The organism is Streptomyces sp. NPDC001219, from assembly GCF_053597915.1.
On the sequence record NZ_JBSFJF010000011.1, the window covers coordinates 50,305 to 62,821 of the forward strand.

The 12,517-nt window shown below is 72.1% G+C and carries 10 protein-coding genes; 8 read left to right on the top strand and 2 right to left on the bottom strand.

Going from position 1 to position 12,517, the window contains the following annotated elements; translation table 11 throughout:
* Nucleotides 1-2 precede the first annotated feature (2 nt).
* The 6 genes from folE to ACWC9R_RS09575 are packed head-to-tail and all read left to right on the top strand — an operon-like array spanning nucleotide 3 to nucleotide 5,431.
* Nucleotides 3-605: a GTP cyclohydrolase I gene (folE, locus tag ACWC9R_RS09550; RefSeq protein WP_450730157.1), complete on the top strand. Its 603-nt coding sequence runs from the start codon at nucleotides 3-5 to the stop codon at nucleotides 603-605.
* Between the two features lie 36 nt (nucleotides 606-641).
* Nucleotides 642-1,790, top strand: coding sequence for an IMP dehydrogenase (guaB, locus tag ACWC9R_RS09555; protein WP_450729972.1), 1,149 nt, complete (start codon nucleotides 642-644; stop codon nucleotides 1,788-1,790).
* The gene (purB, locus tag ACWC9R_RS09560; RefSeq protein WP_450729973.1) at nucleotides 1,787-3,172 is read left to right on the top strand and encodes an adenylosuccinate lyase; all 1,386 of its coding nucleotides are present in this window, start codon (nucleotides 1,787-1,789) and stop codon (nucleotides 3,170-3,172) included. Before guaB ends, purB begins: the two co-directional genes overlap by 4 nt.
* Complete coding sequence (locus tag ACWC9R_RS09565) at nucleotides 3,157-4,209, top strand: adenylosuccinate synthetase (RefSeq protein ID WP_450729975.1); 1,053 nt, start codon at nucleotides 3,157-3,159, stop codon at nucleotides 4,207-4,209. The genes purB and ACWC9R_RS09565 overlap by 16 nt, the downstream gene beginning before the upstream one ends.
* Complete coding sequence (locus ACWC9R_RS09570; RefSeq protein ID WP_450729976.1) at nucleotides 4,206-4,727, top strand: phosphoribosyltransferase; 522 nt, start codon at nucleotides 4,206-4,208, stop codon at nucleotides 4,725-4,727. Before ACWC9R_RS09565 ends, ACWC9R_RS09570 begins: the two co-directional genes overlap by 4 nt.
* 5 nt (nucleotides 4,728-4,732) lie before the next feature.
* On the top strand, nucleotides 4,733-5,431 hold the full coding sequence (locus ACWC9R_RS09575) for an HAD family hydrolase (protein ID WP_450729978.1): 699 nt from the start codon (nucleotides 4,733-4,735) through the stop codon (nucleotides 5,429-5,431).
* 90 nt (nucleotides 5,432-5,521) lie between these two features.
* Here the strand turns inward: ACWC9R_RS09575 and queC are convergent, their stop codons facing one another.
* Together queC and ACWC9R_RS09585 are read right to left on the bottom strand one after the other, a co-directional pair.
* Nucleotides 5,522-6,238 (bottom strand): 7-cyano-7-deazaguanine synthase QueC, encoded by a 717-nt coding sequence (gene queC, locus ACWC9R_RS09580; RefSeq protein WP_450729980.1) that lies wholly within the window; start codon nucleotides 6,236-6,238, stop codon nucleotides 5,522-5,524.
* A 225-nt stretch (nucleotides 6,239-6,463) separates the two neighbouring features.
* Complete coding sequence (locus ACWC9R_RS09585) at nucleotides 6,464-9,313, bottom strand: helix-turn-helix transcriptional regulator (RefSeq protein WP_450729982.1); 2,850 nt, start codon at nucleotides 9,311-9,313, stop codon at nucleotides 6,464-6,466.
* 409 nt (nucleotides 9,314-9,722) lie between these two features.
* Between ACWC9R_RS09585 and lipA the strand changes: the two genes are divergently transcribed.
* Nucleotides 9,723-10,685, top strand: coding sequence for a lipoyl synthase (lipA, locus tag ACWC9R_RS09590; RefSeq protein ID WP_450729984.1), 963 nt, complete (start codon nucleotides 9,723-9,725; stop codon nucleotides 10,683-10,685).
* 503 nt (nucleotides 10,686-11,188) lie between these two features.
* The gene (locus ACWC9R_RS09595; protein WP_450729986.1) at nucleotides 11,189-12,487 is read left to right on the top strand and encodes an erythromycin esterase family protein; all 1,299 of its coding nucleotides are present in this window, start codon (nucleotides 11,189-11,191) and stop codon (nucleotides 12,485-12,487) included.
* The last annotated feature ends 30 nt before the right edge of the window (nucleotides 12,488-12,517 follow it).

A 12,517-nucleotide genomic window follows, 5' to 3' on the forward strand; every position in this document is an offset into this window, starting at 1 on the left:
CAGTGAGCGGAGCCATGGAACTGGACGTCCTGAACGAGCCGCGCGGGGAGGCACCGTCACCGGACCCGCTGGAGGACATCGCGCGCCGGCTGCTGGTCGAGATCGGTGAGGACCCCGAACGCGACGGGCTCAAGGAGACGCCGGCGCGATTCGCCCGCTGGTGGCGGGAGTTCTCGCGGTACGACGCCGGAGTCGTCGACACCCTGTTCCCGTTGAGGACGGAGGGACAGATGGTGATGGTGTCGGACATCAACGTGTGGTCCCTGTGCGAGCACCATCTGCTGCCGTTCTCCTGCGCGGTCACCATCGCCTACCGGCCGCACGGCGACGTGCTCGGGCTGTCGAAGTTCGCGCGGATCGCGCAGCGGCACGCACACCGGCTGCAGGTGCAGGAACGGCTGGTGCGCGACATCGCGGACGAGGTCACGAAGGTGACGGGTTCGGTGGACGTGGCGGTCATCGCCACGGGTGAGCACCTGTGCATGAGCATGCGGGGCATCCGCACCCCGGCGGCCATGACGTCCTCGGCCTACTCGGGGATCTTCGAGGAGTACGGGCCGGCCCGCCAGGAGCTCGTGGCGACGGTTTTCCAGGGACGCAAGTGAGCGGTTACCGCCGTCCACGATCGGAGGAGCAGACACGTGGCGATTCGTGAGATCCGTACCGGGCTGAGCCTGGACGATGTCCTGCTGGTACCGCAGCGGACCTCGGTGGTGAGCCGTTCGGTCACCGACACCAGTACGGAACTGGTGGCCGGAATCCCGTTGCGGGTACCCGTCCTGTCCGCCAACACGCCGTGGTGCACGGGCCGGCGCATGGCGGTGGCCATGGCGGTGTCCGGAGGCCTGGGTGTCGTGCACCGTATGCAGACCGCGGAGGACCAGGCCGCCGAGGTCGCCGCGGTCAAGGCGTCGCCGGTGCCCGAGGGGGCGGAGCACGCCACCGTCGACGGGCAGGGGCGCCTGCGCACCGGTGCCGCCGTCGGCGTGACCGACGACTATCTGGAGCGGGCGGCACTGCTCGTCGAGGCGGGCGTGGACGTGCTGGTCACCGACGTGGCACACGGCCATGCGGACTATGTGCTCGACACCGTGGAGAAGCTGCGGGCCCAGTTCCCCGGGACACCCCTGATCGCGGGGAACGTCGCCACCGCCGCCGCCACCCGCGACCTGATCGGCGCCGGTGCCGACGCGGTGAAGGTGGGCATCGGCCCCGGTGGCATCTGCACCACCCGGATCGTCGCGGGCAGCGGGGTGCCACAGCTGACCGCCGTCCTCGACTGTGCGGAGGAGGCGGCCCGCACGGGGACCCCGGTGATCGCGGACGGCGGCATCAAGGCTCCCGGCGACGTGGTCAAGGCGCTGGCAGCGGGCGGCCATGCGGTGATGCTCGGCAGCGCCCTGGCCGGGGCCGACGAGAGCGAGGCGCGGCTGGTGGAACGGGACGGCCGGCCCGTCAAGGTCAGCACCGGCTTCGTCACCTTCGGCATGCGGCTCACCCTCAAGCGGGCCCGCGGCGAGGCGGTCAGCCGTGCGGAACTGGAGGAGTACACCCCCGAGGGGGTCGAGGCCACCTTCGCGCACACCGGGCCGCTGGCCTCGACGCTGCGGCCGTTCCTCGGCGGTCTGCGGTCGGGCATGAGCTATTCCGGCGCGCACACCCTGGCCGAGCTCCGGGAGAAGGCCGAGTTCATCCGTGTGACGCCCGCCGGGCTGTCGGAGAGCCGGCCGCACGCCCTGGGGCGGACGGAGCAGGTGGCCCTGGACTACGCCAAGGAGGCCACCGGATGACGAGCCCCTTGGAGACCGGTCGCTACGGCAGCGAGGAGATGCGTCGGCTGCTCGGCGACCACCAGCGCTACCAGCTGTTCGTGCGGGTGGAAGGCGCGCTGGCCACCGTCCAGGGACGGCTGGGCGTGATCCCGGCCGAGGCGGCCGAGGTGATCGGGGAGCGCGCCCGGACCCACCGCTGCGACCTGGACCGCATCGCCGCGATCGAGGCGATGAGCCGGCACGAACTCTATGCGGTCGTCCAGGAGTTCGCGGAGGGCTGCGCCCCCTACGGCCGCTATGTCCACCACGGCGTGACCAGCAGCGATGTGATCGACACCGCCCTCGCCCTGCAGCTCGACGAGGCGATCGGCATCCTCGGCGAACGGCTCCGCACCGTGCTGGGGGCACTGAACCGGCAGATCGGCAAGGAGGGGCAGCGGGTGATGATCGGCCGTACCCACGGCCAGCACGCCCAGCCCATCACCCTCGGCTTCAAACTCGCCGTCATCCTCGACCAGTTGACCCGCTGCCTGGAACGGCTGGAGCAGCTGCGCGGACGCGCCGTGATGGGCAAGATCGCCGGCGCCGTCGGCTCACTGGGCGGCCTGGGGCCACAGGGCCTCCAGGTGCAGCGTGAGGTGCTGGCCCACCTGAACCTCCCCGAGCCCGAGATCTGCGCCCAGGCGGTGGCCCGGGACCGCATGGCGGAGTTCGTCTGCTGGGCGGCGCTCACCGCGGCGTGCCTGGAGAACCTCGCGACGGAGATCCGCAACCTGCAGCGGACCGAGATAGGCGAGCTGGCCGAGTCCTTCGCCGAGGGCGACCAGATCGGCAGTTCCGCGATGCCGCACAAGCGCAATCCGGTGCGCAGCGAGCGCCTGTGCAGCCTGGCCCGGCTGATGCGGTCGCTGGTCGGGCCGGCGCTGGAGAACGTGGTGACCTGGCACGAGCGGGATCTGGCCAACTCCGCCAACGAGCGCTTCACGCTGCCGCAGGCATGTGTGCTGCTCGACGAGATGCTCCTCACCACGACCGCCGTGCTGGAGGACCTCCGGGTCTTCCCGCACCGGATGCAGGAGAACCTCGCCCGTTCCCGCAACAGCCATCTCAGCGAGGCGGTGCTGCTGGCCATGATCGGCCGTGGCACGGACCGGCTCGACGCCTACCGGCTGCTGCAGCGGGCCAGCGCGACCGCCGCCCGGGAGGAGCGCGACCTGGTGGCGGTGCTGTCGGACGACGCGTCGGTGACCGCGGTACTGCCCGCGGACGAGATCGTGTCGCTGGCCGGAGCGTCCGCGGACGTCGGCTTCTGCGAGAGCCTGACGGACGAGACCGTACGCCGGGCCGAAGAGGCACTCGGAAAGTCTTCGGAAGGAGCGGTGACATGCCCGGCACGGTGATCGTGGGCGGCCAGTGGGGTGACGAGGCCAAGGGGAAGATCTCCAGCTATCTGGCCGTCCGGGACGAACCCGCGGTCGCGGTCCGCGCCGGCCTGGGGCCGGGAGCGGGGCACACGGTGGTGCACGGCGGGCGCACCCTCAAGCTGCGCCAGCTGCCCAGCGCGGTGATCCACCCGGGCACCCGCCTGCTGCTGGGTGCGGGGGTGCTCGTCCGGCCCGACGTACTGCTGCGGGAGATCGAGGAGTTCGGCGCACAGGGCCGCGTGGGAGTGGACTTCCGCGCCACCGTCATCGACCCCGGCCATGTGCGTGCCGAGGAGGCCGACGAGGTCCTCCGCGAGCGGGTGCGCAGCACGGGCAGCGGGCACGGACCGGCACTGGCGGCCCGTGCCATGCGCTCGGCGCGCCGGGCCGAGGACATCCCGGCGCTGGCCCCCTATCTGGCGGACACCGTGCGGGAGGTGAACGACGCGGTCGACGCGGGGGACCGGGTGCATGTCGAAGGCACCAACGGCTTTGGTCTCTCGGTGCTGTACGGCACCTATCCGTACACCGTCGGGAAGGACAGCACGGCGAGCACCGCGGCCGCGGACGCCGGGCTGGGCCCGACCGCGATCGACGAGGTGGTGCTGGTCTTCCGCGCCTACCCGACCCGTGTCGGCGCGGGGCCGTTCCCCACGGAGATGAGCGAGGAGGAGGCCGAACAGCTGGGGATCGTGGAGTACGGCACGGTCACCGGGCGGCGGCGCCGGGCCGGCACCTTCGACCTGGACCAGGCCCGGGACGCCGTACGGGTCAACCGCCCGACGCGGATCGCGCTCACCTTCCTCGACCAGGTGGACGCGTCGTGCCGCGCGCTGCGCACCGGGGCGCTGCCCGAGGCCGCGGCGGCGTTCGTGGCGCGGGTCGAGGAGGGCCTGGGGCTTCCCGTGGACCTGATCGGCACCGGACCCGGCACCGCCGATGTCCTCGACCGGTGGAACGAACGGCCCGCCGCGGGCAGGGCGCTGGCGGCCGGTGTGGGAGGCGACCGATGAGCGGTACTCCGATGTGGCGCCGGGACCGGCTGCTGACCATCAGCTGGGAGACCATGGGCCGGATGCTGGACAGGATGGCCGACGACATCAGGGCCGACGGCTTCGTGCCCTCGGTGGTGGCGGGCATCGCACGCGGTGGGCTGCCACCGGCCATCGCCCTGTCGAACCTGCTGGGCGTCGAGGACTTCCGCATCCTGGGCATCCCCCGTAACTCCTCCAACTCCCGCTACAGCGGGCGTGGCGAGGCGGTGTTGCAGTACGTGGTGCCGGAGCGTCCGCTGCACGGCTCCCGGGTGCTGCTGGTCGACGACATCATGGGCGACGGGGGCACCATGGCCCTGGCGAAGCAGACCATGCTGGACCTCGGTGCGGCGGAGGTCCGCACCGCCGTCGTCGTCCGCAACCTGGGAGCGGCCACCACCGCCGACTTCCAGGCCACCGAGGTGGACGACTGGACGGTCTTCCCCTGGGAGACACCGCCCGGAACCCATGAACTCGCCGTACCGCTGAGGGCGTGAGGCAGATGTCCGATCGGGCGGATCGCGCGGCGTCGGCCACGGTCGTGCTGGACCGGGACGGCACGCTGCTGGATTTCTATGACATGTTCCACCGCTTCGTGCTGGATCTGCACCGTCACGAGGGGGTGACACCGCCACCCCGCGAGGAGATCCTCGGGTTCGCCTACTGGTCCGCGATCACGAGCGGAGCCCTGCGCATCGGCTCCGTTCGTGTCAAGGACCGGGTGGACGAGGTGGTGCGCCGGTACATGCCGTACGGGCGGCTGTACCCGGGAGTGGTGCCGATGCTGTCGGCGCTGTCCGGCGCGGGCGTGCGGCTCGCGCTGGTCAGTTCCTGGGTCGGCACCGGCCCCACGGTGACCCTGCTCCGGCGCAACGAGGTGCGGGACTGCTTCGGTCCGGTGCTGACCCGGGACGATCTGGGGGCCCGGGACGGCACGACCACCGACGCCGACTGCAAGACCGAGCTGGCGGGGCGTGCGCTGGACGAGCTGGGCCATGAGCCCGGCCACCGGCTCTACGTCGTGGGGGACACGCCCTCCGATGTCGCCCTGGGCCGCCGCCTGGACGCCGTGGTCGTCGGGGTGCGCACGGGCAACGGGGGGACACTGCCTCCCCAGGGACATCCGGAAGGGCCGGACGTGCTGCTGGAGTCGGCCGCGGACCTGGGCACGCTGGTGCTCGGGCGGGAGCGGGTGACCTGAGGCGCGCGGCGGGCCGGGAACGACGACGGGCCGGACTCCTCCGGGGAGTCCGGCCCGTCCCGTGTGCCGCCGTTCGGGGACGCGGCGGTGTCAGGGCACCGGGTACGCGGTCACGTCATCGAGGTAGTCGGTCGGATCGGGCAGTGCGGCGTTGCGGAACGCCTCCCGGCGTTCGTAGCAGGTCCCGCAGGTCCCGCAGTGCCGGTCACCCCCCTTGTAGCAGGACCAGCTCAGCTCCAGAGGAGCGCCGAGCCGGGTGCCGTGCGTGGCGATGTCGGTCTTGGACCAGTCGATGAACGGCGCCTCCACGCGGGGAATGGCGAAGCCCTCGTTGGCGACCGCGACCAGGTCACGCAGCCCGTCGACGAACGCCGGCCGGCAGTCCGGGTAGATGAAGTGGTCCCCGGCGTGCATGCCCAGGGCCACGATCGCCGCGCGGTGCGCGACACCTATCGAGACCGCGACGTTCGCCAGCACCGCGTTGCGGTTGGGCACGACGGTGGCGCGCATGGACTGCTCCGCGTAGTGCCCGTCGGGCACCGTGACCTGCTCGTCGGTCAGCGCCGATCCGGTCAGCAGCGAGCCGAAGCTCCGCAGGTCGACGACGTGGTGCCGGGCTCCGTAGTGGGCCGCCACCGCACGGGCCGACTCGATCTCCCGGTGGTGCCGCTGCCCGTAGTCGACGGTCACGGCGATCAGGGAGTGGTGCAGGGCGGCGTAGTGAGCCATGAGCGTCGTGGAGTCCATGCCTCCCGACAGCACCACCACGGCCGTGAACGGGTCCGAGCGGGTCTCGTCTTGGTCCATCGGAAAACCTCCGGAAGGAGAAGGAAGGCGGCACGGCCGGGACACGGCCGTGCGGCCGGTTACCTCGGAACATCGTGGTGGCGGCCGGGGCGCGGGGCATCACGGCGCGGGCCGTAGCGCGTCCGGGCGGATACCGAGGGGTGCCGGAAGTTCTCCGAGAGAGCCGGGCCGGGACGGCGGCGTGGCCGGGTCCCGCAGCCCGGGGGAGCGGCGCGGCGCTGCCGGTCAGCCGAAGGTGGCGGAGTCGACCAGCAGGGGCCACAGGCCGGTGGTGCGGAACAGGTGGGGGAAGTCCTTGCGGCCGGTGATGTCGAGCTTGCGGTAGGCGCTGGACAGGTGGAGTTCCACCGTGCGGCGGGTGATGTGCAGCGTGGTCGCGATCCGTTCGTTGGTCGAACCGCGTACGGCATCGATGAGGATCTGCTTCTCCCGCTTGGTCAGCTGCAGGACGCCGCCCAGCGGCGAACGGCCGGTGGAGCGCCCCTCCGCCGCGGCCAGCCGCTGCCGCAACCGCACCGCGAGCGGCCGTGCTCCGCACCGGTCGGCCAGTTCGAGCGCCGTGCTCAGCTGCGTCAGCGCCTCGTCGTGGCGTCCTTCGTCGAACAGCAGGCAGGCCAGGTCCGCGGAGGCGTGCGCGAGGTCGAAGTCGGCGCCCGCGTCCGTCAGCAGCCGTATCGCCTCCCGCAGCAGCTTCCCGGCCTCGGGCGCGTCCGGCAGGGCACCGAGGGCCCGCAGGGCGATGCCCCGTTCCCGCGGGGTGCCCGCCGCCTCGGCCGACCGCAGCAGCCGGTCAGCGGTGTCGCGGGCCTCCTCGTCCCGTCCCAGCTGCGTCAGCAGGTCGACCGCGTGGAGATACGAGTGGACGCCTCCGGTGGCCCCGTCCGGGGTGTCCGCGCCCAGGGCCTCGGCCAAGTCCCGTGCGGCGCCCGGCAGATCACCGCTGTCGGCCCGCAGACGGGCGCGGGTGATCCACACGTCCCGGTGCAGCCAGCCGGGCGGCAGGCTGCCCAGACAGCCGTGCTCGCGCAGCAGCGCGCGGGCCTCGTCGCCGCGCCCCATGGCGAGCTGGACCTCCGCCAGCATCCCCACGATCCAGACCAGCAGCGGGTGCTGGTAGCGCGTCTTGTGGTGGACGATGGCCTCCAGGCATTCGTGGAGTTCGTCGTGGGCGTGGCGCAGCCGACCGCGTAGCAGGGCCATCCGCGCGGTGACGGGCAACAGCAACGTCCGGTGCAGCGGGTGCTCATGGCACCGCGCACAGTCCTCGTGCCGCCGCAGATGAGCCGCCACGTCCTCGTCGCGGCCGTTCCAGGTCAGGACCATCAGCGCCATCAGCTTCAGCACCGGGTGCAGGCACAGCCCCGTGTCCGTCCGCAGGGCCTCCCGGGCCTGCTCCACCGCCTGCGCCGGCCGGCCGCCGCCGAGGTGGCTGCGCAGGGCGCCCATGACCAGGGCCGCGGCGGCGGCCTGCTCCGCACCGCAGAACTCGGCGTCCGGCGTGGTGCGCCTCCCCGGCCCGTGCCCCTTCGGCGCGAGGCGTTCCTCGCTGAGCTGGGCGGCGGTCGGCAGCGGGTAGGCGTTGAGGCAGTCGAGCATGCGGTGCACCTGGTGCCAGCCGGACAGCCGGGCCCACGCGGGGCCGGCGGTGATGGTGGTCCTGGCCGCCTCGCCGGGCTGGAAGCCGAGGTAGAGCGCGGTGCTGATACGGGCCAGGAGGGGCAGGCGCAGCGCGTCGTCCGTGGTCTCCGCCAGCGTCCTGATCGCCTCGTCGATGCCCTGGACCCGGTTGATCGCCATCGTGGCGTCGGTGAGCTGGAGCAGTGCTGCCCGGCGGGCCTCGCCCGATGCCGCCTGTACGGCGTGCGCCAGGTAGCGCCGGGCCCGGTGTGGTTCCCGCGCGGCGAGTGCCGCCTGCCCGGCCCGCATCAGTACCGGGACCGGCCAGGAGTCCTCCAGCGTCACGGTCGACGCGGTGAGATGACCGGCGATCTGCTCGGCCGGGGCCTGTCTGCCGTGGAGATAGGTGGCGGCGGCGAGATGCGCGGCGTTGCGGGCCATCAGGGTCATCCGGCCCAGGAGCGCGTCGCGGACGACGGGGTGCCGCAGCGACAGCTTGTCGCTGTCCCCGACCAGGCGCATACAGACCAGCAGGTCGACGGCGGCGAGGGTCTCGGACAGCGACAGGCCGCTGAGGTGGCTGACCAGGAGCGGACTGGCGGCCGTGTGGGTCTCCGCGATCGCGATGGCGGAGGCGACCTTCCCGGCGTCGGGGTCGGTCCGCATCAGCCGGGTCCCGATGAACTCGGCCACGGAGGCGGGCCGGAGGGCCGCGGCCGGTGCCCGGCCGGGGGAGTCCGCCGGCTGGTCGCGCAGTACCCGGGCGACCTCGGTGAGCAGGAACGGGTTGCCCGCACAGGCCCGGTGACACTCCGCCACGAGCTCATCGGCCGGTGTGCGGTGCAGCATCCGTCGCAGCAGCGCGGCGGCCTGTGTCCGGGTGAGCCCTTCCAGCCGCCGGTGCCGTGTGCCGACCAGCAGCTCGTGCCGTTCTCCGGGGCCGCCGCCGCTCTCTCCGTCCCGCACGGACGCCACCAGGAGCACCCGGGTCAGGTGCGGGGTCAGCAGCGCGCGCCGGAGGAAGTCCAGTGAGGCGGTGTCGGCCTGGTGGGCGTCGTCGAGGGAGAGGACCACGGACGCGCCGGACGTCAGCTCCGCGAGGGCGGTCAGGACGGGAGGGAGCAGGTCTTCCGGTTCCGCCCCCGGGTCCGGCGAGCCCGTCGGGGACGTCAGGGCCGCGTCGAGGGCCGTGCGGCAGCCGTGCGCCGCCGGCAGAAGGGCGGCGAGTTTCCCGGCCAGTTGGCGAACGAGACCGAGCGGATGATTGCGGTCGTGAAGCGAGCACACCAGGTCGATGGTGTGACACCCCTGAGCACGGGCGGAGGCCGAGAACGCGCGCAGCAGGCTGGTCCGCCCGATGCCCGGCTCCCCGGTCACGAGAAACCGGACCGCTCCGCCCCGGGCGCAGTCCTCCAGGGCCTGGCCGAGCAGGCGCAGCTCGTTCTGACGCCCCGTCATGGACACCCGTTGCCCATCCTCTGTGCGATGCATGAAGCTCCTCTGTCACAGATCACTGCTCTTTCCCCTGCAGCATCAACTGTGTGCTCGCAACGACGGCATTCTGAACGAGTTGGCCATTGCCCTTCATAAGAGGCAAACAGGCAACGCGCCGCCCTCCGCGCCCCAGCGGACCACCGCCTTCCACCACCGAGCCGCCGTCCGTACGGCCGGACGACCCCCGAAACATCGGTTTCCGGTCACTGTGCCGAGGGCCCGGCAGGAGGGCCGGTGGTGGAGTGCCATGCGCACCAGGCCCGGAATTGGGCATTCCGGCCGGGCCGAATACGACCGGTCACGGTCACCGGCCGGGCGTAGCCTGACTGGGCCAGATCGTTGCTCCTCACCCGTGCAAAGAGAGGTACCGAACGTGTCCGCTGTCGCACCCGACGGACGCAGGATGTTGCGCCTGGAGGTCCGGAACAGCCAGACCCCCATCGAGCGCAAGCCCGAGTGGATCAAGACCCGGGCGAAAATGGGTCCCGAGTACAACCACCTGCTGGGCCTGGTCAAGAGCGAGGGTCTGCACACGGTCTGCCAGGAGGCGGGCTGTCCCAACATCTTCGAATGCTGGGAGGACCGCGAGGCCACCTTCCTCATCGGCGGCGAGCAGTGCACCCGCCGCTGCGACTTCTGCCTCATCGACACCGGCAAGCCGCAGCCCCTGGACCGCGACGAGCCCCGCCGGGTCGCCGAGTCCGTCGTCTCGATGGACCTCAACTACGCGACGATCACCGGCGTCGCGCGCGACGACCTGGCGGACGGCGGCGCCTGGCTCTACGCGGAGACCGTACGGCGCATCCACGCGATGACGGCGGAGCGCGAGGACGGCCGCACCAAAGTGGAGCTGCTCGCTCCCGACTTCAACGGTGCGCCGGAGGCACTGGCCGAGGTCTTCTCGTGCCGTCCCGAGGTCTTCGCCCACAACGTCGAGACGGTCCCGCGGATCTTCAAGCGGATTCGCCCCGGCTTCCGCTACGAGCGCTCGCTGGAGGTCATCACCAAGTCCCGCGAGGCCGGCCTGGTCACCAAGTCCAACCTCATCCTGGGCATGGGCGAGACCCGCGAGGAGATCAGCCAGGCGCTCCAGGACCTCTACGACGCGGGCTGCGAACTGATCACCATCACCCAGTACCTGCGCCCGTCGCCGCGCCACCACCCCGTCGACCGCTGGGTCAAGCCCGCCGAGTTCGTGGAGCTGAAGGAAGAGGCCGACGAGATCGGCTACGCCGGTGTCATGTCCGGCCCGCTGGTCCGCTCCTCCTACCGCGCCGGCCGCCTCTACCAGCAGGCCATGGAGCGGCGTGGCGCGTCGCTCGCCCTGCCGGGCTGAGCGTCCCGGCCACCCCGCTCACCACTACGGCCCCGGCTCCTGAGCCCGACGGATACCGGGGCGGTGGTGGCCTGAGCGAGGAGTTCCGGACCGTGGTGCCCCGGGGGCCGATGTGCCCTTCCGTGCTTCCCGGGCGAGACGGTAGGCGTCGGCCTCGCGGATGAGGTGCCGGTGACGGAACAGGAGCGTCTGGGAGTTCATGCCGCTGATGCTGGGATTTCCCCCAAGGTGAAGGTCAACCGGCGCACGGGGAAAGGCTGAGCCCACCCACCCTCAGGCGCGCAAAAACTCCTGTGCGCGCCGCCCTCACCCGCTGCTAGCTTTCGGCCATGGCAATTCGCAGCAACTTTCTCTGAGCGGTTCGTCCGCAGACCCGGCGCCCCGTGGCCCAGTAGCCGCCCCGGCGCCGGTGAGGTCTGCGCGCCGTCGCGCCGCCCTCCCGCCGTGTGCGGGGGACGGGCGGCCGTTTCCTGAACCTCCGCGTCGAGAAATGAGCTCTGACCATGCCTGTTCAGCCTTCTTCGCATGCCGCGCTTGCCGACTGGTTCCGTGCGCACGCCCACACCCTGACCACGCTCGATCCCCAGCAGCCCCCCGACGACCTCGAAGCGCTCCGGGAGATCGTCGGTGACGCGCGGGTCGTCGCGATCGGCGAGGGTGCCCACTTCGTCGAGGAGTTCTCCCTGGCGCGCCGGCGGGTGCTGCGCTTTCTCGCCGAGCGGTGCGGATTCACCGTCCTCGCGATGGAGTTCGGCTTCAGCGAGGCCTTTCCGCTCGACCGGTGGCTGCAGGGTGCGGGCGACGACGGTGACCTGGCACGGGTGAGCCGGGCCGCCGCCGAGTGGGGCGCCGCGGATCTCATGAACTGGCTGCGCCACCACAACCGCGCCAGCGGGTACCCCCTGCGGTTCGCCGGCATCGACCTCCCCGAGGCCGGCGGGGCGCTGCGGCCCGCCCTGGAGCCGGTGGCCGACTATCTGCGTGAGGTCGATCCCGACGCCCTGCCCCTCGTCGACACCGCGCTGGCGGTCAGCGACCGGTTCCTCGAGGGCGTCGGCTCCGGCGCCGCGGCCGCGCCCGCGTGGGCCAAACGGGAGGCCGCCGAGCAGAACGAGCTGACCGCCGTACTGGCGCGGCTGTTGCTGCGGCTGCGTGCCGCCGAACCGCTCTACGTGCCCCGCAGCGGACAGCGCCGCTTCGACATCGCCCGGCGCCGGGTGGAGGCGGCCTGCCACACCGACCACATCTTCCAGGCGATGACCGCCCTGATGTCCGGCCGGGGCCGGGCGGCGGACCTGGCGGTGCGTGAGATCTACATGGCCGAGTCGGTGCGCTGGCATCTGGAACGGGCCGCCCCCGGGACCCGGATCGCCCTCGTGGCGCACAACAGCCATATTCACAAGACGGAACTGGAGCTCGGCGGCGGCCTGACCACGCTGCCCATGGGCCTGCACCTGCAGCGGATGCTCGGCCGGGACTACCGCACGGTGGCCCTTGTCCACACCGCCGACCATGTGCCGGAGATGTACCTCGACGCGAACGCCACGGTCGGCTTCACCGTTGCCGAAGCGCACCTTCCGCCGCCCGAACCCGGCAGTGTCGAGGCCGCCCTCACCGACGCCGGACTCGCCGACCGGATCACCCTGACCGATCTGCGCCAGGCACCGCGCGACCCCCAGGGCGCGCCGCTGCCCCACGCGATCCGGTCCCAGAGCTCCACCTTGCACACCCCGGTGTCCGTGGCGTTCGATGCCGTGCTCGCGGTGCCGACGGTCACCCGGGACCGCACCGTGCGCTTCTGATCGCGCCGTACATGGGCGGGCGGGGCTTCC